We start from the raw sequence: 23,289 nt of genomic DNA on the forward strand, positions 1-23,289 counted from the left end.
GCACAGGGGCAGTGCTATTAGGCCGACATGAACATTGGATCCGGCGAAGAAATCAACGAAACCGGGCTCCAGCGAAGAAATCAATTCCCCCGCTTTCCCAACAGGCTCGCCCCATAAACAACCGCAGCCAGCATAGTGATCCAGAAACTAGTAGGCCAATCGGTATAGAAGGCGAGCGTAAGCCCAACCCAAGCCTGTGCGAGTGCAAACAGCGCCGCAAGCACGAGCCCTGACGACAATCGCGTCGTGACGTTCTGCGCCGCCGCCGCGGGCCCGACCATCAACGCAAAAACGAGCAGCACCCCGACGATCTGCGTGCAAGCCGCGACTGCCAGCGCGGTGATCGCGAGAAACATCACGGAGACGAGCCGCAACGACACGCCCTTGGCCTCCGCGAGCTCCGGCTGCAAGGACGCAAACAACAAAGGCCGCATGATGACCGCAAGCGCACCGAGGCTGACGACAGCGAGCCCGGCAAGCACGACCAGCGTGTCATGACTCACGCCAAGCACGTTGCCGAACAGAAGCGCAGTAGCCTGAGTCGCATACGCGGTGAAGAAGTGCAGAAACAGCAACCCGAACCCGAGCGAGAGAGAAAGAATCACACCGATGGCCACATCGCGGCCCGAGAGCCGCTCGCCGAGCGCACCCATCCCGACGCCCGCCGCGAGCGTGAATCCGACCATCCCCCAGAGCGGCGGCATGCCGAGCAGCACCGCGCCCGTCGCGCCGGTAAAGCCGACGTGCGATAGCGCGTGACCCGCGAAGGTCTGTCCGCGCAGCACGAGAAAATACCCGACGATCCCCGACAGCACCGCGACGATCCCTGACGCCGCGAATGCATTCACCATGAAGTCGTATTCGAACATTGCGCTTTCTATTTGACGTGACTGTGGCTGTGGCCGTGATCGTGCTCATGGCCGTGATCGTGTTCATGCTCGTGCTCTCCGCCTTCCTCGTGCGCGTGATCGAGCTTGTCGATTTCGACATCGCCCGACATCACGAAGATGCGGCCGTTCACGCGCATCACGTCGATGGGCGAGCCGTACAGACGCGAGAGCACCGGCTTCGAAATGACTTCATCGACAGTGCCGAGCGCCGCGCGCCCGCTGCCGAGATAAAGCACGCGGTCGAGCGAATTGAGCAGCGGATTGAGTTCGTGCGCCGAGAACAGCACGGTGATGTTCAACTCGCGCTGCACGCGCCGCACGAGTTCGACGACCCCCGTCTGATGCCGCGGATCGAGGCTGATCAGCGGCTCGTCGAGCAGCAACAGACGCGGATTGCCGAGCAGACACTGCGCGAGCAAAAGACGCTGGCGCTCGCCGCCCGACAACTCCGACAACGGACGCGAAGCAAGCTGATGCGCGCCGACGAGCTCCAGCACGCGCTCGACATCCGCACGGATGCGGGCATTGCGATGCGGCAGTCCCCAGTGATGACCATCCGCGGCCATCGCGACGAAATCGCGGCCGAGCACGCGCCGGTTCGCGAGACCCGTGCGTATCTGCGGCATATAGCCGATCGACGGATTGCCGCGCACGACCGCTTCGCCATTCACGCGAATCGTCCCGCTCTTCACAGGCACGAGTCCGAGCAGGGCGCGCATCAGCGTGGTCTTGCCCGCGCCGTTCGGCCCGAGCACGCCGATGAACTCGCCGTTCTTCACCGTGAAACTCGCGTCGTTGAGAATCTCGCGCCCGCCGAGCGCGAGCGTCACGCGATCGACTTCGAGCGCGGGCTGCATCGTCGCATTCATCGCTGCCATCCTTGCAAGGCGCCCGCTAGCGAGTCGAGCTGCGACTGCATCCATTGCTGATACGTCTTCTTCGCGGGCAAAGTCTCCGTCACGCTGATGCTCGGCACATGCGCGTCCTTCGCGATGTCGAGCAGACGCTTCGTCAGCGCGCCCGTCGCCTGGCTGTTGTAGATGAGCACGTGCACGCGACGCTCGCGCAGATCCTTCTCGAACGCGGCGATGTCGGCGGGACTCGGCTCGGTCTCGTTCATCGACGCGAGCTGGAAGCGCTGGTTGCGCATCTCGAAGCCGATCGCATCGGCCATGTAGCCGAACACCGGCTCGGTCGCCGTCACGGGCACGCCCTTGTAATGCGACTTCATCTGCGCGACGGTCGCGTCGATCGGTTTCATCGAATCGAGGAACGCTGCGAGGCGCGCGTCGTAATCGCTCTTGTGCGACGGGTCCGCGCTCACGAGATACGCGCTCACCGCCTTCGCGACGACGGGCATCGTCGCCGGGTCGTACCAGAGGTGCGGATTGTCGCCGCCCTTCTTGCCGACGAGCTTCGCCGCGACGATCGCCGTGCGCTTGCCATTGCTCTTGGATGCCGCGAGCAGCTTGTCCATCCACGGATCGTAATCCGCGCCGTTATAGACGACGAGCGCCGCGTGCTGCAACGCGCGCGCGGTCTTGGGACTGGCTTCGAAGAGATGCGGGTCTTCGTCCGGATTGTTGAGGATGCTCGTCACCTGCACATGATCGCCGCCGAGCTGGCGAATGACGTCGCCGTAAAAGTTCTCCGCCGCGACGACCGGCACGCGCGCGGTCTGTGCCGATGCCGCGCTGCAAAAGCCGAGCGCGAGGGCGAAGCAGGTCAGGACGTGCGCGAGTTTCATCGATTTCCTTGCAAGTGAGATGTTCTTGAGACGCGGCGATTCAGACATCGCGATGCTTTCGCTGGCAATCGGCGCACAGCCCGCTCAACTCCACGACCTGGTGATGCACCTGAAAGCCGTGCGCGGGCGGGCTCGCCGACAGCGACGATGCGAGTTCGCGGCCCTGAATTTCGAGCGTCGCGCCGCATTCGTCGCAGATGAGGAACTGGCTCTCGTGAGGCTTGCCGGCATCGCAACACGCGATGAACGCGTTCTTCGACTCGATGCGATGCACGAAGCCGTTATCGACGAGAAACTCCAGCGCGCGATACACCGTGGTCGGCGGCACGCGCGCGCCGCGTTGCGGCTCCATCGCGTCGATGAGGTCATAGGCGCCGATCGGCTTATGCGCCTTCAGCACGAGTTCGTAGACCTGACGGCGCAGCGGCGTCAGCGCGACGCCGCGCTCGATAGCGAGCGCTTCGGCGCGCGCCAGCATGTTTTCGACGGATGCGGTCATGTGATATCGGCCACGCAGAGGTGGCTGCAAAAGGTTGAAGCGCGAGCGAGGGCCGCTCGTCGGACGTTTGGGCGATGATATAACGTATCACGTTCCGTTGCACATTCGCGCACGCTTTATTTTCGGCGGCCGCGGTACGCCTTTTGCTCTCGCGCGCTTGCCGGACGGGGTTTTCCCGAGGTTTTGCGATGTTTGCGCGTCGCAGCATCGAAAGCTGTGTTGACACCTTGACACGATCACGCGCAGCGCCGATCATTCGATCAAACAGAGAGCAATTGTTCATTCGCGGAGCGTTCGCTCGCCGCGAGGGACAAAAAACTATCGGAGACATCGGTGAGATTGAGAGACAAGGTCGCGATCATCACGGGCGCCGCGAGCGGCATCGGCGAAGCAGTTGCGCGGCGCTATCTGGAAGAAGGCGCGAACGTCGTCGTCGTGGATGTGAAGAACGAAGACGACATGGCCCAGCGCTTCGCGGACGTGGCCGACCGCGTGCTCGCGCTGAAGGCCGACGTCACGCAGCGCGACGACATCGCACGCATCGTGACGCGCACCGTCGAACGTTTCGGCGGCATCGACATTCTCTTCAACAACGCGGCGCTTTTCGACATGCGCCCGATCCTCGACGAATCCTGGGACGTCTATGACCGCCTCTTCGCGGTCAACGTCAAAGGGATGTTCTTTCTGATGCAGGCGGTCGCGCAGCGCATGGTCGAGCAGGGGCGCGGCGGCAAGATCATCAATATGTCATCGCAGGCCGGGCGGCGCGGCGAAGCGCTCGTGTCGCATTACTGCGCGACCAAGGCGGCGGTCATCAGCTATACGCAATCGGCGGCGCTCGCGCTCGCGAAAGAGCGCATCAACGTGAACGGCATCGCGCCGGGCGTCGTCGACACACCGATGTGGAAGGAAGTCGACGCGCTCTTCGCGCGTTACGAGAATCGTCCGCTCGGCGAGAAGAAACGGCTCGTCGGCGAAGAAGTGCCGCTTGGACGCATGGGCGTGCCCGACGATCTGACGGGCGCGGCGCTCTTTCTGGCGTCATCCGATTCGGATTACATCACCGCGCAGACGCTCAATGTCGACGGCGGCAACTGGATGAGCTGACGCGCCGCACGCGCGCCACGCAGCTTGAAGCGCGGGAAGCACCGTCTATAGTGAAACGGCGTCGAGTCGATGGCGCCAAGTCGGCGAAGGCAAGGGCGGCAACAAGGATAACCCCGGCAACCACGCGATCCACGATCGCGCACCCTCAAAAGCAGGCAGCGGCATCCACGGCGCTTGCGTCATGCAGCGAGACCATCGCGGCGCCCGTGCCAACAAAAAGGAGACGAACTCAATGAAACGCACTCAACGCATCGTTCGAGCACAACCGCGCGCGCGTCGCGCTCCGTTCGCGACCGCGGCGCTGTCCGTCGCGCTTGCAGCGGCCGCGCTCGTGCCGCTGTCGGGGCATGCCGCGACGACCATCACCATCGCGACGCTGAACAATCCGGACATGATCGAGCTGAAGAAGCTCGCGCCGGCGTTCGAAAAGGCCAATCCGGACATCCAGCTGAAATGGGTGATTCTCGAAGAGAACGTGCTGCGCCAGCGCGCCACGACCGACATCACGACCAACAGCGGCCAGTTCGACGTCATCACCATCGGCACGTACGAAGCACCGCAGTGGGGCAAGCGCGGCTGGCTCTCGCCGATGACCGGCCTGCCCGCCAACTACGATCTCGACGATGTCGTGAAGACCGCGCGTGACGGCCTCTCGTCGGGCGGCGTGCTGTATGCGCTGCCGTTCTACGTCGAAAGTTCGATGACGTACTACCGCAAGGATCTGTTCCAGGCCGCGGGACTGAAGATGCCCGATCAGCCGACCTACGACCAGATCAAGCAGTTCGCCGACAAGCTCACCGACAAGTCCAAAGGCCAGTACGGCATCTGCCTGCGCGGCAAGGCGGGCTGGGGCGAGAACATGGCGTACGTGTCGACGGTCGTGAACACGTTCGGCGGCGAGTGGTTCAACGAGAAGTGGCAGGCGCAGCTCGACACGCCCGAATGGAAGAAGGCAGTCGGCTTCTACGCCGATCTGCTGAAGAACGACGGCCCGCCGGGAGCGAGCTCGAACGGCTTCAACGAGAACCTCACGCTGATGTCGTCCGGCAAGTGCGCGATGTGGATCGATGCGACGGTCGCGGCAGGCATGCTCTACAACAAGTCGCAATCGCAGGTGTCGGACAAGATCGGCTTCGCGGCCGCGCCCGTCGCCGTCACGCCGAAGGGCTCGCACTGGCTGTGGTCGTGGTCGCTCGCGATCCCGAAGACGTCGAAGCAGCAGGAAGCCGCGAAGAAGTTCGCCGCGTGGGCGACGTCGAAGGAATACATCGAGATGGTCGGCAAGGACGAAGGCTGGGCATCGGTGCCGCCGGGCACGCGCAAGTCGACCTACGCGCGCCCCGAGTACAAGCAGGCCGCGCCCTTCGGCGACTTCGTGCTGAAGGCGATCGAAACCGCCGATCCGAACGATGCGACGCTGCACAAGGTGCCGTATAGCGGCATCCAGTTCGTCGGCATTCCGGAGTTCCAGTCGTTCGGCACGGTGGTCGGCCAGTCGATCGCGGGCGTCGTCGCCGGACAGACGAGCGTCGATCAGGCGTTGAAGGCCGCGAATGCCGCGGCGGATCGCGCCGTGAAGCAAGCGGGCTATCAGAAGTAATTCCTGTGGTAACGGGCCGCGTCGCCTGATGCGGCCCGGGAAGCATCATCGAGAGGTGACACGATGAGTCAACTGAATCCCCCCATCACCGATCATCATCTGGAGGAGTCCGCCGCCGAACGCGACAAGCGCCGCGCGAAGTCGGTGCGATGGCTGATCTCGCCGTCGACCGGACTGCTCTTCCTGTGGATGGCCATTCCGCTCGCGATGACGATCTGGTTCTCGTTTTCGCGCTACAACCTGCTGAATCCCGATGTCAAAGGTTTCGCGGGCTTCGATAACTTCGAGTTTCTCGTCACCGATCCCGCGTTCGGGCCGTCCATCGGACATACGCTGACGCTGATCGTGTCGGTGCTCGTCATCACGGTCGTAGGCGGCGTGCTGCTTGCCGTGCTGTTCGATCGCAAGTTCTTCGGACAGGGCATCGCGCGTCTGCTCGTGATCGCGCCGTTCTTCGTGATGCCGACGGTCTCCGCGCTCATCTGGAAGAACATGATCCTGCATCCGGTGTACGGCCTGATCGCGAGCCTGATGCGCTCGATGGGCATGCAACCGATCGACTGGTTCGCCGACTATCCGCTTTTCGCGGTCATCGTGATCGTCGCGTGGCAGTGGCTGCCGTTCGCCTTCCTGATTCTCTTCACGGCGATCCAGTCGCTCGATCAGGAGCAGAAGGAAGCGGCGCGCATCGACGGCGCGGGTCCGTTCGCGATGTTCTTCTTCATCACGCTGCCGCATTTGAAGCGCGCGGTGGCCGTGGTCGTGATGATGGAAACCATCTTCCTGCTGTCGATTTTCGCGGAAATCTATACGACGACGGGCGGCGGTCCCGGCACCGCGACGACGAATCTGTCGTACCTGATCTACGCGCTCGGCCTGCAGCAGTTCGACGTCGGCCTTGCATCGGCGGGCGGCATTCTCGCGGTGATTCTCGCCAATATCGTCGCGTTCTTCCTCGTGAGAATGCTCGCGAAGAACCTCAAAGGGGAGTACGAGTCATGAGCACGCAATCGGTCAATGTTCCGCCGCGGACTTCCGCGCTCGGCCATGCGAAGAACATCGTGCCTGGCATCGTCGCGTGGATCGTGTCGATCCTGCTGTTCTTCCCGATCTTCTGGATGACGATCACCGCGTTCAAGACCGAGCAGCAGGCGTACTCGTCGTCGCTGTTCTTCACGCCGACGCTGGAGAGCTTCCGCGAAGTGTTCGCGCGCAGCAATTACTTCGGTTTCGCGTGGAATTCGGTGCTGATCTCGGTCGGCGTCACGGTGCTCTGCCTGATCCTCGCCGTGCCGTGCGCCTACGCGATGGCCTTCTTTCCGACCAAGAAGACGCAGTCGGTGCTGCTGTGGATGCTGTCGACGAAGATGATGCCGTCGGTCGGCGTGCTCGTGCCGATCTATCTGCTGTGGAAGAACACGGGCCTGCTCGATACCGTGTCCGGCCTCGTGATCGTGTACACGCTCATCAATCTGCCGATCGCCGTATGGATGGCCTACACGTACTTCAACGAAGTGCCGAAGGACATTCTGGAAGCGGGCCGCATCGACGGCGCGACGACGTGGCAGGAAATCGTCTATCTGCTGATGCCGATGGCGTTGCCCGGTCTCGCATCGACGGGGCTCTTGCTCATCATCCTGTCGTGGAACGAGGCGTTCTGGAGCATCAACCTGTCGAGCTCGAACGCGGCGCCGCTGACGGTGTTCATCGCGTCGTATTCGAGTCCGGAAGGCTTGTTCTGGGCCAAGCTCTCGGCGGCTTCGTTGCTCGCGGTCGCGCCGATTCTGATCGTCGGCTGGGTCTCGCAGAAGCAACTGGTGCGCGGCCTTACGTTTGGCGCGGTGAAGTGAGGACGCACTCGTGAATCTCACTCCATCCCGAGACGCCAATCTCGAAGATCGCCTGCTGATCTGCGATTGCGACGGCGTGCTGATCGACAGCGAAACGGTGGCGGCGCGCGTGCTCGTCGCCGAGTTGCAGGCGCTGTGGCCGGGCGTCGATGTCGAGCCGGTCGTGATGCCGCTGCTCGGCCTGCGCATCGAGGCCGTGCTCGCCAGCGCCGCCGATACGGTGAACCGGACGCTGACGCACGATCAGGTCGTCGCCATCCGGCGGGCCGTCGAAGCCGCGGCGATGCAGGCGCCGACCGTGCCGGGCATCGCCGAGGCGCTCGCGGCCGTGCCCTTCACGAAGGCGTGCGCGAGCAACAGCTTCTCGACGTATGTCGATGCCGTGCTGCAGCGCACGGGTCTGCTGCGCTTTTTCGGCGAGCGGCGTTTCTGCGCGGACATGGTCGCGAATCCGAAGCCCGCGCCGGACGTGTATCTCGCGGCGGCGCGCGCGATGCGCATCGATCCGCTGCGCTGCCTCGTCGTCGAAGACAGCGTGACCGGCGTGACGGCGGCGCGCGCGGCGGGCATGCCGGTGCTCGGCTTCATCGGCGGCGGACACGCGACCGAAGGGCAGATCGGCGCGCTCGAAAAAGCGGGCGCGCAGGCGGTATTCGACGACATGACGCGACTGCCTGCGCTCGTCGAGCAATGGCTGCAGAACGCGACGTTGGAACTCAGATAGCGATGGCGTTTGATCGCATCGCCAATGAAGACTGGAGACACACACCATGGCTAGCCTGACACTGCGCAACATCAGCAAGCGTTATGAAGAAACCGAGGTGATGCGCAACATCAACCTCGATATCAACGACGGCGAGTTCGTCGTGTTCGTGGGCCCGTCGGGCTGCGGCAAGTCGACGTTGATGCGGATGATCGCCGGCCTCGAAGACATCAGCGGCGGCGACCTGATGATCGACAATGCGCGCGTGAATGAGCTCGCGCCCGCGAAGCGCGGCATCGCGATGGTGTTCCAGTCGTACGCGCTTTATCCGCACATGACGCTGTACGACAACATGGCGTTCGGCCTCAAGCTCGCGGGCGAGAAGAAGCCCGCGATCGACGCCGCCGTGAAGAACGCCGCGAAGATTCTGCACATCGATCATCTGCTCGATCGGAAGCCCAAGCAGCTTTCGGGCGGCCAGCGTCAGCGCGTCGCGATCGGGCGCGCGATCACGCGCAAGCCGAAGGTGTTCCTCTTCGACGAGCCGCTCTCGAACCTCGACGCCGCGCTGCGCGTGAAGATGCGCCTGGAATTCGCGCGCCTGCACGACGATCTCAAGACGACGATGATCTACGTGACGCACGATCAGGTCGAAGCGATGACGCTCGCGGACAAGATCGTGGTGCTGTCGGCGGGGAACATCGAGCAGGTCGGCACGCCGAACACGCTTTATCACGCGCCGGCGAACCGGTTCGTGGCGGGCTTCATCGGCTCGCCGAAGATGAACTTTTTGTCGGGCACCGTCGCCGCGGTGCAGAACGACGGCGTCCTCGTGAAGTACGCGACGGGCGAGACGCAACTCGTCGGCGTGCTGCCGGGCAATGCGAAGCCGGGCGATGCGGTGACGGTCGGCGTTCGTCCGGAGCATCTGCAGCCGAATTCGCCGGAAGCGGGCGATTACGGTCTCTCCGCGACGGCGATGACCGTCGAGACGCTCGGCGATGCGGCGTATCTGTACGCGGAAACCGAAGTCGCGCCGGATGGATTGATCTCGCGCATTCCGCCGCTGGAGAAGCACGCGCGTGGCGAGAAGCTGAAGCTCGGCGCGTCGCCTGAGCATTGTCATCTGTTCAACGCGGAAGGGCAGGCGTTTACGCGCAAGGTGGTCGATTCGTGGCTGCGGGAGCACGCGACGGCGGCTTGAGCGTTCCTCGGGTGTTGCGGGCGCGGTTCGTCGGGACCGCGCTTTTTCGTTTTATGCCGCGTTATTCGACCTGACACCTTTCCAAAGGGCTTCGGTGCAAAGCGCAATGTGCTCCGGACTGCGCGGATAGACTTGCTCGCGGGCCTTTACGACTTCGTTGAGCATTCCCAGCAACCGGCCTTCTAGCTCGACGCGGCTTGCGCCCCAAGTCATATCGATATCGGAGATGGCAACGCCTACGGATCGGTGCAGCTTGATCAGGGCATCGACGATATCGAGATTCGGGTCGTAGCGGATAGCGTGTTTCTGAATGAACGCGCGCCGGAACATGGTGCTCGGATTGGCTAGATAAGCCGCTCCGAGAAGAAAGCGGCCTTTGATGGTCGCATCGTCGAGCGGAAAGTCGGTTATGGATTCTTCGTCGCCAGAGAGCCTGATCTGAGAGCCGACCACGGTCACATCCGGATTCGCATCGAGAAAATCTGCCTGTTTTCGGAGACGCCCCGGTTCGGCCAGATCGTCGTGATCGATGCGCGCGATGTATTCGCCCCGGCACAGATCGAAACCGCGATTGGCGTTGGCAGGGCGGCCCTGATTGTGCTCGAGCGGGAAGATGCGGATGCGCTCGTCGTTCAGGCTTCGAACGAGTGAGAGCGTGTCGTCGGTGCTGGCGTCGTCGAGAACGAGGATTTCGAAGTCGGCGTCCTGATTGAGCAACGATTTCAACGTTTCGACGATATGCGATTAGGTGTTATAGGTTGGAACGACGATTGATATTTTTGGCATTACTAATAGTGAAGGAATAAAGTCGGCGCGTAGCTTACGTCCCAATGTCGCTCAAAAGGAACCAGCGCATCGATTAATCATTTGAGTTGCCTGCAAATCGATGATCCGCGTCAAAACCTTGTTTCTCTCGGCTTCCTCCTAATCAAATCACGACAGCGAGCCGCTAGCATGTCGTGCACATTTATGCACCTGACGCGACAAGGAGAAGCAGTGCGTTTCGACGGCTATTTCATCAATCTGGATCGGAGTCAGGATCGGCGCAAGTCGATGGAGACGCAACTGGCGAGCATCGGCTATCAGGATCGAATCGTGCGTTTCCCCGCGGTTGACGGCATCGCCCAAGGACCGTTCGACAACGCGGGCAAGAACTGCGTCTGGGCATGTCGGCAATCGCACGAACGGGTGATCCTCAACTCCTCCGCCGACACCGCCACCGTCGTGCTGGAAGACGACGTGGAACTGAGCCCGCTCTTTCCGACGCTCATCAACGATCAAATACTCGCGGCGCACATCGGCAACAATCCCGACCTCGACCTGATGTTCCTCGATTGCGCACCCGTATTCGACCGCGTGTCCCTTCTGCTGCTGGAGGCGGAGAAGCGCATGAACGGCCGCGCGAATCCGCAATTGCTCGGCGATGGCCGTCACTATTTCGACAATGTCAGTTTGTTCGACGCGAGGGCAACCTACGCGTTTTGTGCGGCGGCGTACGTTGTCACGCCGAAGGGAAAGCAGAAACTTCGTACGCTGTATTCAGCGTCGGAAGACCAGGCCGTGCCGGTCGACATGCTTTTCAGGCACTGGCTGCACTTCGACGGGCTGTCCGGCCAGCTGGTCGTTCCGTTCCTCGCAACGCCGGAATACATGAGCGCATCGACGATTTCGTACGATGCACTCGACGCGCCCGTCATCGATCAGACAGTCGGCCTGGCGATCGGCGCCATCCGCAGGCTGCTCTTCGCCGGCGATGCCAATCTCGACACGAACAGGATCGATGCGCTCATCGAAGCCGGCCCGCGTTCGCCCGAATACAAGCTAGGGCTGGAACTTGCCGCAGCGATGATGAGGGCGTCGTAAAACCGTACCCGTATCGGGCGATGCGCGATAATCTCGGCTTTCGACCGGCCACATCCGATGACCGGCGCCGAACCCCCATACCGCCATGCCCGTCCTGAACGAAATCTTCGTCTATCCGATCAAGTCCTGCGCGGGCATTTCACTGCGCCGCGCGACGCTCTTCGAGACCGGCCTCGAATACGACCGCCACTGGATGGTGATCGACACCGCCGGCGCCATGTTCACGCAACGCTCGCATCCGCGCATGGCGCTGGTCCGCACCGCGTTCGATGCCGATGATCTCGTCATCGACGCGCCCGGCATGCCGACCCTGCGCACGCCCTTGCGCGCCGAAGCGCTCGCCGATGCGAAGCCGATTCGCGCGACCGTCTGGCGCGACACCGTCGATGCGCTCGACGCGGGCGAACAAGCCGCGCACTGGTTCAGCACGTTCCTCGGCGTATCCGCGCGGCTCACGCGATTCGCACCGGCATCCCGCCGCGATGTCAGCGATAAATGGACCGCGCCGCAATCCACGCACACGCGTTTCGCGGATCAGTTTCCGTTGCTGGTCGTCGGTCAGGCATCGCTCGACGATCTCAACGCGCGGCTGTCGGCCAAAGGCGCGCCGGGCATCGCGGCGAATCGCTTCCGCCCGAACCTCGTGATCGGTGGACTCGATGCTTACGAAGAGGACTACGTCGGCGAAATGCGGATCGGCGATGCGCAATTGCGGCTCGTGAAGCTCTGCACGCGCTGTCCGATTCCGTCGATCGATCAGGCGACGGGCGCGCCGAACCCGGCATGGCCGCACGAACCGCTCGACACGATGAGCGCGTACCGTGGCAGCGACCAGTTCGACGGCGCGCTCACCTTCGGCAAGAACGCGATCGTTCTGGAAGGCGAGGGCGTTGCGCTGGAGATCGGACAGGAAGTGGAAGCGGAAATCGACTTCTGAGCCGTCAGGCTTCGAGCGCGGCCTTCGCGCACAGTTCATCGGTGACGAGCCCCGACAGCCACTTTCCCTTCAACGCCGCGACCAGTGCTTCGCGCTTGCGCTCGCCGCCCGCGAAGCCGATGGTCGGACGTTTGGGCGGCGAGTCGAGCGCGAGGCTCGTCGCGCGCGCGCCGGTCTTCGATTGCACGCGGCGGCCGTCTGCATCGATCGGCAGGCCGAGCCATTCGGCGACCGCGCCTGCCGACATCATTTCATCGACTTCCGCGCGCGTGATGAAGCCGTCCTCGTGCAGCGGGCAATTCACGCCCACGTTGCCGATGCCGACGAACGCCACGTCCGCCTTCTGCGCGAGTTCGCCGACGATGCGATACAGCCGGTGATTGACCCACTGCGCGCGCTCGGCGACGTTATCTGCCATGAGCGGCGCGGGCAGCATGAAGTGCTTGCCGCCGGTCTTTTCCGATAGCTGCTGCGCGACGTCGTAACGATTCGACGAGCCGTCCTGCGCGATTGCGCCGACCATCGACACGAAACGATGCTGCGGCCGGTCGATCTGTCCGATCTGCGCGACGCAGGCTTTCAGCGTGCGCCCGCTGCCGATCGACACGACGAGCGGCTTTTCTTCGAGCAGATAGCGCTCCATGACCTGCGCGCCGGCGACGGCGAGCTTGCGGTCGACCTGTTCGGGCGCATCGCCGTCGATGGGCACGACTTCGCACATCGCGAGGCCGTAGCGGTCGCTCAGCGCTTTGGCGAGCGAAAGACAATCGGCGATGCGGTGATCGACGCGCACGCGGATCAGGTTTTTTTCGACCGCGAAGGCGACGAGGCGCTGCGCCACCGGACGCGAGATCTGGAGCTTTTCGGCGATCTCGTTTTGGGTGTTGCCGGCGACGTAGTAGAGCCACGCTGCGCGCGTTGCGAGATCGAGTTTTTCAGTGGATTTGGGCACTGGGGGTTTGGTTTTCGGTTCTTGGTTTTTGATTTTCGCTTTCTGGCGAGGGTGTTTGTCGTGGAATCCTGATTACGTGTCGGTCTATTAGCACTGCCCCTGTGCGGGGCGGCAGTCACTTTCTTTGCTGCTGCAAAGAAAGTAAGCAAAGAAAGCAGCTACTGATACGCCCGCGGTCACACGCAATTTGGGTAGTCCTCTCGTCCATCGTGGGCTGCCTAAAGAGTGCCCTCATAGGCCCCATCGGGCTTGGCTCGCGCACGGTCTGTCTCATCGCACCACACACCAAACTGGTTCAGCACCAAATAGCTCCGGCCCGCTTCGCGGCCGACCGGTCAATCGGGTCCGCGCGTGCTTCTCTACTAACGTCTCCGTCCCGCTGCAATCGCCGCCCTTTGGTTTCCCTTGCATACCCAACGGCAGCGCGTAGCGCTGTGCCGAAGCTCTTTCGTGCTGAACCAGCGGCCATCTAAAACCAGCTCGTCAGACCGTGCGCGATCCAAGCCCGATTGGTCCTTTGAGGGCGACACTTAGGCGAGTGCCACCGAGGACGAGAGAACTACCCAAATTGCGTGTGACCGCGGGCGTGTCGAGCTGCTTTCTTTGGTTACTTTCTTTGCAGCAGCAAAGAAAGTGACTGCCGCCCCGCACAGGGGCAACGCTAATAGACCGACACGAAAACGGGATCCGGCGAAGAGAAAAAAAGCGCCAAACCCCGCACCGCCCACACGCTTCATAGAAGCTCAATACCAATACAAAATCAAGCCAACCGCGGCCGCGCCGAATCGAACAACGGCCTCACATGCTGATACAGCTCCCGAAACCCCTTCAACCGCTGCCGCAGCAACGCATGCCGTTCGGAATTCGGCGTGAATTCCTGCTTGATCTCGGGCTTCGCGAGCACCGTCGCCGGATCGCCGCCCGCCGCAAGCCACCCGAGCCGTGCCGCGCCGAGCGCCGCGCCGGTCTCGCCGCCGCCGTGCGTGCGCGTCGGGGTATCGAAGGCATCGGCGAACATCTGCGCCCAATACGCGCTACGTGCACCGCCCCCGAGCATCGATAGCGCGCGCGCCTGCGTGCCCGCGGATTGAAGCGCATCGAGGCCATCGGTCAAGGAGAGCGTCACGCCTTCGAGCACCGAATAGCCGAGCAACGCGCGATCGGTCGCGTGCGTCATGCCGAAGAACACGCCCTGCGCATACGGATCGTTGTGCGGCGTGCGCTCACCACTCAGATACGGCAAAAACAACGGCGCAGACGACAAAACATCGACAGGCAAAGATTCGATTTCCGCGAGCAGCGTCGGCTCATCCGTCGATGTCAGCTTGCACACCCAGCGCAAACAGCTTGCCGCCGACAGCACCACGCTCATCTGATGCCACCGATCCGGAATCGCGTGACAGAACGCGTGGACGGCCGAAGCCGGGTTCGGCCGAAAGCGATCGCCGATGACGCACAGCACACCCGATGTGCCCAGCGACAGAAAACCATCGCCCGGATCGGTCGCGCCGATGCCCACCGCGCTCGCGGCATTGTCGCCGCCGCCCGCCGCGACGATCACGCCTTCGCGCAAGCCGAATTCGCGCGCGAGCTCGGGCCGCAAGGTGCCCGAGGGCGCGCTGCCTTCCGCGAGCGACGGCATCTGCCGGCGCGACATGCTGCACGCGGCAAGCAACTCGTCGGACCAGTCGCGGCGCGCGACATCGAGCCAGAGCGTGCCCGCGGCATCGGATGGATCGGACACTTTCGTGCCCGTCAGATGCATCCGCAGATAATCCTTCGGCAACAGCACGCACGCGGTCTGACGGAAGACATCGGGTTCGTTGTGCGCGACCCAGAGCAGCTTCGGCGCGGTGAAGCCAGGCATCGCCAGATTGCCGGCGATCTCGTGCAGGTTCGGCGCGCGCTCGTAGAGCTCGGCGCATTCCTTGTCGCTGCGCATGTCGTTCCACAGGATCGCGGGACGCAGCACCTTGTCCTGCGAATCGAGCAGCACGGCGCCGTGCATCTGACCGGACAGACCGATGCCGCGCACCTGCGCGAACTCATCGGGGAATTTCTCGCGCAGCTTGAAGAGCGCGGCGCGCGTGCCTTCCCACCAGTCGAGCGGATTCTGCTCCGACCAGCGCGGCTTCGGACGCGAAACGGTGAACGGCGTGCCGGCCGTGCCGACGACGCTGCCGTCGCTCGCGAGCAGCAGCACTTTCACTTCGGAGGTGCCGAGGTCGATGCCTAAGTACATGAACGGACCCTTTGTCGTTGCCGGAATCGAACTTGGTCAGAAACCAGGCGGGACGCCATATCGGCGGGAGGCGCTAATTTAACGCCACGCGCGACGCCGCGCCATGAGCACATTACCCGAGCGGCGCGGCTTGCAGTTTCGCGATGCCATTAACGCGGCGATAACAGCGCGCTTATGGCCGCTTATGGCCGGTTATGGCCGCTTGCCGCCTACGGCCGATTGGCGAGCCATGCATCGACTTTCGCAATCGCGCTGCGCATCACGCGTTCGAGGCCTTCGGTCTGCGCCATGCTGCCCCACAGGAGCTTGTCGCTCGTGAAGGCCTTGACCGGATCGGGCGACGTGAAGAAGCCGTGCGCCACCTCCGGATCCATCACGCCATCCTGATACGCATACGGCAGCTTGCCCTCGTGCCAGCGTTCGAGAAAGCGGAAGAAGAGCGCAGGCAGGATCGCGGTCGAATCGGGATCGACCTTGCGCGCGAAGCATTCCGAGAGCGTCGGCGCGATGAAGCCCGGCAGCTTCGAGAAGCCATCCGCCGCGACGCGCTGGTTCGTGTCCTTGATGTACGGATTGCTGAAGCGGTCGAGCACGACATCGCGATATTTCTCGAGATCGATCGGGCTCGGCGTGAGGCAGGGAATCACGTCGTCGGTGACGTAGGCGTCGGCGAGCGCGCGGATTTCCATGTCCTGCGTGCCTTCGTGAATGTATTGCAGCCCGACGAGCGTGCCCGCCCACGCAATGCAGCTATGGCTCGCATTGAGGATGCGGATTTTCGCCTCCTCATACGGATGCACCGATTCGACCATCTCCGCGCCGACCTGCTCCCACGCGGGCCGCCCGGCGATGAAGCTGTCTTCGATCACCCACTGGATGAACTTTTCTCCCATCACGGGCGCTTTGTCGTCGAAGCCGGTCGCGGCCTTCACGCGTTCGGCGACGTCGGGCGTCGGGCGCGGCGTGATGCGATCGACCATCGCGTTCGGACACGACGTGTTCGCGATCATCCACTCGCGCAGCGCGGTCTCGCCGCGCCGTTCGAGAAATTCGAGCATGCCCGCCTTGAAGCGGTCGCCGTTGCTGCGCAGGTTGTCGCAGTTCTGCAGCGATACCTGGCCCGCGCCATTCTTCATGCGCGCATCGAGGATCGCGGCGAGCGCGCCGTAGATCGTGGTTTTTGCGCCCTTGAGGTCGGCGGCGAGATCGGGGTTCGCGGTGTCGAGCTTGTCGTGCTCGTCGAGGTAATAGCCACCTTCGGTGACGGTGAACGACACGATCTTCGTCTTCGGGTCCGCGCCCACGGCGACGAGTTCGGCGAGATCCGCGGACCACGGCACGACCTTTTTGATCGCGCGGATCGTCTCGTATTCGCGCTCGCCCTTCGGCGTGACCGTTTCGAGCGTGTATTCGCCGTTCTGCGCGGCGAGGGCATCGAGCACGGCGTTCATGTCGCCGCGAATATTGCCGACCGCGAGCGACCAGCTTTTGTCGCCCGACTCGTTCAGTCGATGCAGATACCACGCCTGGTGCGCGCGATGAAAAGACCCGGCGCCGATGTGCAGGATCACGTTGGCTTCGTTCGTCATGTCGTCTCTTCCTCTGAATGGCGGCGCGCCCGTTCTTCGCGGGCGGCTGGTCGCTTTGGCGCCACGACGGCGGCGGTCAAGGCGGTTTGAGTGAACATTTGCTCGTTCGATGATCGAATGATCGTATTCGGTTCGGCGAAAGTCAAGGCGCGAGGTGGGGTGGGGTTTGCCGCAATGCGGCGCAATTCGCGCGCCTTTGAGCGTTGGGAAGGCGAGTGGTGGAGCGCTCGCGAGCGCCGTTGCAGTGCAGCAAGCGATGCGGCAGCGGGAGATCGGGAATAACCCGTAGCGGTGATGCTTTCGGCACTAAGCGAGCCAGATGCCTTCGGATCGGGGGCAGTGTTCGAGCCGATTTCCCAGCGCGTGGATCTGCGCCTTCATGAAATCCTGTCTTCGCGTCGGTCTATTTGCACTGCCCCTGTGCGGGGCGGCACCTACTTTCTTTGCTGCTGCAAAGAAAGTAGGCAAAGAAAGCAGCTTTTCAGGCCCGCGGTCACACGCAATTTGGGTAGTCCTCTCGTCACAGGGGGCACTCGCCTAAAGAGTGCCCTCAAACACCTAATCGGGCTTGGATCGCGCACGGTCTGACGAGCTAGTTTTCCAAGGACACTGGTTCAGCACGAAACAGCATCGGCACAGCGCTACGCGCTGCCGCTGGGTCTGCAAGGGAAACCATCGGTTTGCGCGCGCAGTGTGCTAAAGATGTTAGGAGCGAAGCGCGTGCCTCCCCGATTGACCGGTCGGCCGCGAAGCGGGCCGGAGCTATTTGGTGCTGAACCCGTTTGGCGTGTGGTGCGATGAGACGGACCGTGCGCGATCCAAGCCCGATTAGGTGTTTGAGGGCACTCTTTAGGCAGCCCACGATGGACGAGAGGACTACCCAAATTGCGTGTGACCGCGGGCGTATCGGAAGCTGCTTTCTTTGCTTACTTTCTTTGCAGCAGCAAAGAAAGTGAGTGCCGCCCCGCACAGGGGCAGTGCTAATAGACCGACACGAATACGGGATCCAACGACAACCAAGACCCCGAAAAAAACACGTCACCGCGCATGCAAACTCGGATGCGCATCAAACACCGGTCCTTGCACGAAATGCACATCGAACTGCTGAAGCGCATTGAACTGCGCCTCATCGCAGACATTCGAAAAGATGAGCGGAATCCTCAACCGATGTGCATACGCCACGAGATGCTTCACCACCGAATCCCGTAAAGCCTGCGCCGCATCCATCTTGATGAAATCGAGCCGCGCCATATCCGACACTGCCATGATCTGCCCGGCATTCGGCAGATTCCCCGCGACCTTGAATCCGTAATGCTGATAGCTCTTCGTGAGATACCCAAGAAACGTCTTGTGCGCGACCGCCGCCGCAGGCAATTCGATCACCACCCGCGACGGGTTCATCCCGAACTCCATCAGCACGGAAGAGAAGTGCAGTCCGTGGTCATACTTCACGCTCTTCAATAGCCGCTCATGCACGCGCAGAAACAAAAGCCCCGGCCGATGCGGCCCGAAGAAATTGAACGCATGCAGCGCGCGCGACAGCCGGTCCAGCACGACCAGCTCGCGATCGTCTTCCAGTTGTCCGAACGGATCGCGCGGCGCATCGCCCTGAATGAGCGTCAACGCCTGCACGCCGAGTTCATCGCCGAAACGCTCCGCGCTCTCCGGCGATGCGCTCAAAGTCTGCGGAAAGCTGTGCGTGCCGACATCGAAGATAGGCTCGTAGGCGCTCGAAATGCACAAATCGCGGTAATGCGCGATCGCCTGACCGGCGTGCTCGTTCTCGCCAAGCACGACATGCGCGCCAAGAAACGGATGTTCCGCGGCGCGGGCGACGAGTTCAGGCAGGGACGGGGCGATCATGGATGGAGCGTCGAGTTCGTGAGGCGTGCCGTACCGGGCAATTTTCATTCGAATGGTCGATGGTATCAGCGCGCAACGCCGCGTCCAGCACCAAATTCACATATTGATATGCGCGGCGAGGCCCGTCGATTAAGGGTATACGATGAATTTCACTAATCGTAATTGGTTTTACCATCCGTAAATTGCAGCGACGACATGCCGCGCACGGCGCCGTCGCCTGAACCGTTGCACTTTTCGTCGAGGATTCCGACCATGCCAACGTTCGAGACGCACACGGACGCGAACCAGCACTATCAATCGGGTTTCGCCAACGACTTCGCCACGGAGGCGCTGCCGGGCGCGTTGCCGATCGGCCGCAACTCGCCGCAACGCGCCGCTTACGGCCTGTACGCCGAGCAGCTTTCGGGCACCGCGTTCACCGCGCCGCGCGCGCACAATCGCCGTTCGTGGCTCTATCGGATACGTCCGGCGGCCGTGCACAAGCCGTTCACGCGCATTCCCGCCGACATGCTGCGCGCGAAACTCGTGGCCAATTTCACCGATGTTCCGCCGACGCCGCCGAACCAGTTGCGCTGGGATCCGCTGCCGATGCCCGCCGCGCCGACCGATTTCATCGACGGCTGGGTGACGATGGCCGGCAACGGCGCCGCGGAATCGATGTCCGGTTGCGCGATCCATCTCTACGCCGCGAACCGCTCGATGCAGGACCGCTTCTTCTACAACGCCGACGGCGAATTGCTGATCGTGCCGCAGCAGGGACGTCTCGCGATCTTCACGGAACTCGGCAAGCTCGATATCGAGCCGCACGAAATCGCGGTGATTCCGCGCGGCGTGCGCTTTTCGGTGACGCTGCCCGATGGCGAAGCGCGCGGCTACATCTGCGAAAACTTCGGCGCGCTGCTGCAATTGCCCGATCTCGGTCCGATCGGCTCGAACGGGCTGGCGAATCCGCGCGACTTCCTCACGCCGAACGCCGCGTATGAAGACCGCGAAGGCAGGTTCGAACTCGTCACGAAGATGAACGGCGTGCTTTGGCGCGCGGACATCGGTCATTCGCCGCTCGATGTCGTCGCGTGGCACGGCAATTACGCGCCGTACAAGTACGATCTGCGCCACTTCAACACCATCGGCTCGATCAGCTACGACCATCCGGATCCGTCGATCTTTCTCGTGCTTCAATCGCCGAGCGACACGCCGGGCGTCGATTCCATCGACTTCGTGATCTTCCCGCCGCGCTGGCTCGCCGCGGAAGATACGTTCCGGCCGCCGTGGTTTCATCGCAATGTCGCGAGCGAGTTCATGGGACTCGTGCACGGCGTCTACGACGCGAAGGCCGAAGGCTTCGTGCCCGGCGGCGCGAGCCTGCACAACTGCATGTCGGGGCACGGGCCGGATGCGGAAACGTTCGAGAAGGCATCGAAGAGCGATACGTCGAAGCCCGCGAAAGTCGACGCCACGATGGCCTTCATGTTCGAGACGCGCACGCTCATCAAGCCGACTCAGTTCGCGCTCGAAACCGCGCAGTTGCAGGCGAATTATTACGAGTGCTGGCAAGGTCTCACGAAACACTTCAACCCGGAGCAACGATGAACGACGCGCTGAAGGCCACACTCGCGCCCACTTTGAAGAGCTGGATCCAATCCGCGAACGATCCCGCGAGCGACTTCCCGATTCAGAACCTGCCGTTCGGCATATTCAGCGACGCGGTGAACGCGCAGCCGCGCGCGGGCGTCGCGATAGGCGACTGGATCGCCGATCTCGCCGTGCTCGCAGACGCGCGTCTGATCGATGCGCGCGGCACGTTCCACGCATCGCGCCTGAACGACTTCATCGCGCTCGGACGCGAGACGTGGCGAGGCGTTCGTATCGCGCTGTCCGCGTTGCTCGCGCACGGCAATGCGACGTTGCGCGACGACGAAGCCTTGCGCCGCCGCGCGCTCGTGCCGCGCTCCGATGCGACGATGCATCTGCCGGTCGAGATTCCTGGCTACACGGATTTTTATTCGTCGAAGGAGCACGCGACGAACGTCGGCTCGATGTTCCGCGATCCGAAGAACGCGCTTCTGCCGAACTGGTCGGAATTGCCGGTCGGCTATAACGGGCGCGCGTCGTCGGTGGTCGTGAGCGGCACGCCCGTGCGCCGCCCGAACGGTCAGATCAAGCTGCCGAACGAAGAGCGCCCGATCTTCAGCGCGTGCCGCAAGCTCGATATCGAACTGGAGGCGGGCTTCATCATCGGGCGCGGCAATGCGCTCGGCGAGCCGATCGCGTGTGAGGACGCGGAGGCGCATATCTTCGGCATGGTGCTGCTCAACGACTGGAGCGCGCGCGATATCCAGCAATGGGAGTACGTGCCGCTCGGCCCGTTCAACTCGAAGGGCTTCGCGACGACGATCTCGCCGTGGATCGTCACGCTCGATGCGCTCGAACCGTTTCGCACCGCGACGCCCGCGCAGGATCCGCAACCGCTCGCGTATCTGCGTCACGAAGGCGATCACGCGTTCGATATCGAACTGGAAGTCACGCTGCGTCCGGAAGGCGCGCACACGCCGACGACCATTTCACGCACCAACTTCAAGCTGATGTACTGGTCGATGGCGCAGCAGCTCGCGCATCACACGGTTGGCGGATGCAATACGCGCGTCGGCGATCTGATGGGATCGGGCACGATAAGCGGGCCGACGCCGGATTCGTGCGGCAGCCTGCTCGAAAGCACCTGGAACGGCCAGCGGCCCGTGAAGCTGGAAGAGGGCGGCGAGCGCGCGTTTCTACAGGACGGCGATGAAATCACCCTGCGCGGATGGTGCCAGGGCGAGGGATATCGCGTGGGCTTCGGCGAATGCGCGGGACAGATTTTGCCGGCGCGCGGGTGATCGATTACGAAGGACGGAGCGGCCCGATTGGGCCGCTTCACGCAATACACGGATTACATCGAGCAGCGTGAGTGTGAGTTGCTCGAGCACTCGGCTATGAATCGGCAACGCGTGCCGCACTTAAGAGGGTGCACCGCCCGTGCTTGCGGATAGCTTCTTCGTCATCTTCTTCGTCGCCGCGGTCGCGCAGATCGCAAGCGCCGCTGGCCGCATCGACCCGTTGCCCCATTCCCTGCGCGCTGACTTTTCGCACGATTCATCGCGGGCCTTTCTCCAATTCGCGATTTTCGCTTCGAGTGCGGCCTTGCGCTCAGGATGTTCGCCGATCTGCTTCTCCACGACCTGCTGCAGGTCGCGCTCGGCGACGATCTGGTCGCGCCACGCGCAGAAATTCATGCTGGTCTGACTTGAATCGCAATTGTTTAGCAGTGCGCCGACTTCACTGGCCGGCAGACCGCTGCGGGCCGCGATCTCGTCGGCCGGCGTCTGATCGGCACGCGCGGCGGCCGACATCATCAAGAGTAACCAGAAGCAATGTTTTCTCACGGTGCGCTCCGTCGCTGGAACGGGGCGGTCTCCAGCCGACGCCGGTTTACGAGACCATTCGACCGCACTGCGGAAAGTCGACGCCCACGAGCGTCGCGCGGATGGATATAGACGCGATGATTCATGTGCGACACGACGCCCGCATCATCGTTCTGGTTCGCCGAGCGCAGTGCGTCGAATGCACCGGCATTGCCGACATTGTAGGTGTAGCTCACAAGCTCATCGAATTGCGCCTGCGTCAATTCTCGCTGTGTGACGGTTCTACGTACCTGGGCTTCTGCTCGGCCGACTCCCGTAGCCAGCTGCGCATTGACCTGAGCTGGCGTAACCGGGCGGCGCAGTTCTTCGGCCGTGCATAGCCCTGTGTGTGCGAGCGTGCCCACGCCGAAGGTGCAGTTGTTCGCTTGATCGTTGTAATAGGCCATGACCGCGTGTTCCCGCGTCCGCAGCTCGGCCCGGCCTGCCTCGCTCAGCTGCATATTTTCGTTTGCCATCGCCGCCCTCTCGTAGCGCTGTTCGTGGTCCGTCGCGTCAGTCGATCCGCTTCGTGCGACAAGCGGCTCAAGTCGTCAAAAAAAGAAGGTAACGAATTGCGTCGAATGAAGGGCGAGGCGATCCGTAAATCTTCGTTGAATTCTGCGACGCGGCTTCTTCGGGTTGCTTGAATGGTCGCTCGCTTTCAGTCGAATAACGCAATCTATTGCCGTGAAGCTGGAAGAGGGCGGCGAGCGCGCGTTTCTACAGGACGGCGATGAAATCACCCTGCGCGGATGGTGCCAGGGCGAGGGATATCGCGTGGGCTTCGGCGAATGCGCGGGACAGAT

At 62.7% G+C, this 23,289-nt stretch carries 21 protein-coding genes; 10 read left to right on the forward strand and 11 right to left on the reverse strand.

Annotation, left to right across the window (positions count from 1 at the left end; all coding sequences use genetic code 11):
- Positions 1 to 80: 80 nt before the first annotated feature.
- The 4 genes from NCS00_RS03055 to NCS00_RS03070 are packed head-to-tail and all read right to left on the reverse strand — an operon-like array spanning position 81 to position 3,136.
- A complete protein-coding gene (locus NCS00_RS03055; protein WP_034474383.1) occupies positions 81 to 869 on the reverse strand; it encodes a metal ABC transporter permease in 789 nt (262 codons plus the stop codon).
- An 8-nt stretch (positions 870 to 877) separates the two neighbouring features.
- A complete protein-coding gene (locus tag NCS00_RS03060) occupies positions 878 to 1,759 on the reverse strand; it encodes a metal ABC transporter ATP-binding protein (RefSeq protein ID WP_008351261.1) in 882 nt (293 codons plus the stop codon).
- Entirely contained in the window at positions 1,756 to 2,637 is an 882-nt protein-coding gene (locus NCS00_RS03065; RefSeq protein WP_051996842.1) for a metal ABC transporter solute-binding protein, read from the reverse strand. The genes NCS00_RS03060 and NCS00_RS03065 overlap by 4 nt, the downstream gene beginning before the upstream one ends.
- Before the next feature lie 40 nt (positions 2,638 to 2,677).
- Complete coding sequence (locus NCS00_RS03070; RefSeq protein WP_008351259.1) at positions 2,678 to 3,136, reverse strand: Fur family transcriptional regulator; 459 nt, start codon at positions 3,134 to 3,136, stop codon at positions 2,678 to 2,680.
- A gap of 333 nt (positions 3,137 to 3,469) precedes the next feature.
- On the opposite strand from NCS00_RS03070, the gene NCS00_RS03075 reads away from it, so the two are divergent.
- From NCS00_RS03075 to NCS00_RS03100, 6 genes are all read left to right on the forward strand, one after another.
- A complete protein-coding gene (locus NCS00_RS03075; RefSeq protein ID WP_034474387.1) occupies positions 3,470 to 4,243 on the forward strand; it encodes an L-iditol 2-dehydrogenase in 774 nt (257 codons plus the stop codon).
- Between the two features lie 232 nt (positions 4,244 to 4,475).
- Positions 4,476 to 5,843, forward strand: coding sequence for an ABC transporter substrate-binding protein (locus NCS00_RS03080; protein ID WP_034474388.1), 1,368 nt, complete (start codon positions 4,476 to 4,478; stop codon positions 5,841 to 5,843).
- 63 nt (positions 5,844 to 5,906) lie between these two features.
- Entirely contained in the window at positions 5,907 to 6,845 is a 939-nt protein-coding gene (locus NCS00_RS03085) for a carbohydrate ABC transporter permease (protein ID WP_008351256.1), read from the forward strand.
- Positions 6,842 to 7,693 (forward strand): carbohydrate ABC transporter permease, encoded by an 852-nt coding sequence (locus NCS00_RS03090; protein ID WP_008351255.1) that lies wholly within the window; start codon positions 6,842 to 6,844, stop codon positions 7,691 to 7,693. Before NCS00_RS03085 ends, NCS00_RS03090 begins: the two co-directional genes overlap by 4 nt.
- A 10-nt stretch (positions 7,694 to 7,703) precedes the next feature.
- On the forward strand, positions 7,704 to 8,417 hold the full coding sequence (locus NCS00_RS03095; protein WP_250439036.1) for an HAD family hydrolase: 714 nt from the start codon (positions 7,704 to 7,706) through the stop codon (positions 8,415 to 8,417).
- A gap of 46 nt (positions 8,418 to 8,463) precedes the next feature.
- Complete coding sequence (locus tag NCS00_RS03100) at positions 8,464 to 9,600, forward strand: ABC transporter ATP-binding protein (RefSeq protein WP_008351252.1); 1,137 nt, start codon at positions 8,464 to 8,466, stop codon at positions 9,598 to 9,600.
- A 51-nt stretch (positions 9,601 to 9,651) separates the two neighbouring features.
- Here NCS00_RS03100 and NCS00_RS03105 read toward each other — a convergent pair whose 3' ends face one another.
- Positions 9,652 to 10,326: a glycosyltransferase family 2 protein gene (locus NCS00_RS03105; protein WP_250439038.1), complete on the reverse strand. Its 675-nt coding sequence runs from the start codon at positions 10,324 to 10,326 to the stop codon at positions 9,652 to 9,654.
- A 270-nt stretch (positions 10,327 to 10,596) separates the two neighbouring features.
- On the opposite strand from NCS00_RS03105, the gene NCS00_RS03110 reads away from it, so the two are divergent.
- Together NCS00_RS03110 and NCS00_RS03115 are read left to right on the forward strand one after the other, a co-directional pair.
- The gene (locus NCS00_RS03110; protein ID WP_008351247.1) at positions 10,597 to 11,463 is read left to right on the forward strand and encodes a glycosyltransferase family protein; all 867 of its coding nucleotides are present in this window, start codon (positions 10,597 to 10,599) and stop codon (positions 11,461 to 11,463) included.
- 85 nt (positions 11,464 to 11,548) lie between these two features.
- A complete protein-coding gene (locus NCS00_RS03115) occupies positions 11,549 to 12,400 on the forward strand; it encodes an MOSC domain-containing protein (RefSeq protein ID WP_034474390.1) in 852 nt (283 codons plus the stop codon).
- A 4-nt stretch (positions 12,401 to 12,404) separates the two neighbouring features.
- Here NCS00_RS03115 and NCS00_RS03120 read toward each other — a convergent pair whose 3' ends face one another.
- The 4 genes from NCS00_RS03120 to NCS00_RS03135 all read right to left on the reverse strand — a co-directional run bounded on the left by NCS00_RS03120 (position 12,405) and on the right by NCS00_RS03135 (position 19,046).
- Positions 12,405 to 13,352 (reverse strand): sugar-binding transcriptional regulator, encoded by a 948-nt coding sequence (locus NCS00_RS03120; RefSeq protein ID WP_008351245.1) that lies wholly within the window; start codon positions 13,350 to 13,352, stop codon positions 12,405 to 12,407.
- A 760-nt stretch (positions 13,353 to 14,112) separates the two neighbouring features.
- Complete coding sequence (gene xylB / locus NCS00_RS03125) at positions 14,113 to 15,594, reverse strand: xylulokinase (protein ID WP_034474392.1); 1,482 nt, start codon at positions 15,592 to 15,594, stop codon at positions 14,113 to 14,115.
- 209 nt (positions 15,595 to 15,803) lie between these two features.
- Entirely contained in the window at positions 15,804 to 17,183 is a 1,380-nt protein-coding gene (gene dalD, locus NCS00_RS03130) for a D-arabinitol 4-dehydrogenase (RefSeq protein ID WP_250439040.1), read from the reverse strand.
- Between the two features lie 1,038 nt (positions 17,184 to 18,221).
- Positions 18,222 to 19,046, reverse strand: a complete 825-nt coding sequence (locus NCS00_RS03135; RefSeq protein ID WP_008351242.1) for an EAL domain-containing protein — start codon at positions 19,044 to 19,046, stop codon at positions 18,222 to 18,224.
- Positions 19,047 to 19,298: 252 nt separating this feature from the next.
- Here NCS00_RS03135 and hmgA point away from each other — a divergent pair, with 252 nt between their 5' ends.
- Positions 19,299 to 20,636, forward strand: a complete 1,338-nt coding sequence (hmgA, locus tag NCS00_RS03140; protein ID WP_034472986.1) for a homogentisate 1,2-dioxygenase — start codon at positions 19,299 to 19,301, stop codon at positions 20,634 to 20,636.
- Entirely contained in the window at positions 20,633 to 21,919 is a 1,287-nt protein-coding gene (gene fahA / locus NCS00_RS03145; RefSeq protein ID WP_250439048.1) for a fumarylacetoacetase, read from the forward strand. The genes hmgA and fahA overlap by 4 nt, the downstream gene beginning before the upstream one ends.
- Before the next feature lie 120 nt (positions 21,920 to 22,039).
- Here fahA and NCS00_RS03150 read toward each other — a convergent pair whose 3' ends face one another.
- Together NCS00_RS03150 and NCS00_RS03155 are read right to left on the reverse strand one after the other, a co-directional pair.
- The gene (locus NCS00_RS03150) at positions 22,040 to 22,465 is read right to left on the reverse strand and encodes a lysozyme inhibitor LprI family protein (protein WP_034472982.1); all 426 of its coding nucleotides are present in this window, start codon (positions 22,463 to 22,465) and stop codon (positions 22,040 to 22,042) included.
- Complete coding sequence (locus tag NCS00_RS03155; RefSeq protein ID WP_075583545.1) at positions 22,462 to 22,959, reverse strand: lysozyme; 498 nt, start codon at positions 22,957 to 22,959, stop codon at positions 22,462 to 22,464. Before NCS00_RS03155 ends, NCS00_RS03150 begins: the two co-directional genes overlap by 4 nt.
- Positions 22,960 to 23,289: the final 330 nt, after the last annotated feature.

The organism is Caballeronia sp. AZ1_KS37, assembly GCF_023631165.1.
In the GTDB taxonomy this organism is placed as follows: domain Bacteria; phylum Pseudomonadota; class Gammaproteobacteria; order Burkholderiales; family Burkholderiaceae; genus Caballeronia; species Caballeronia zhejiangensis.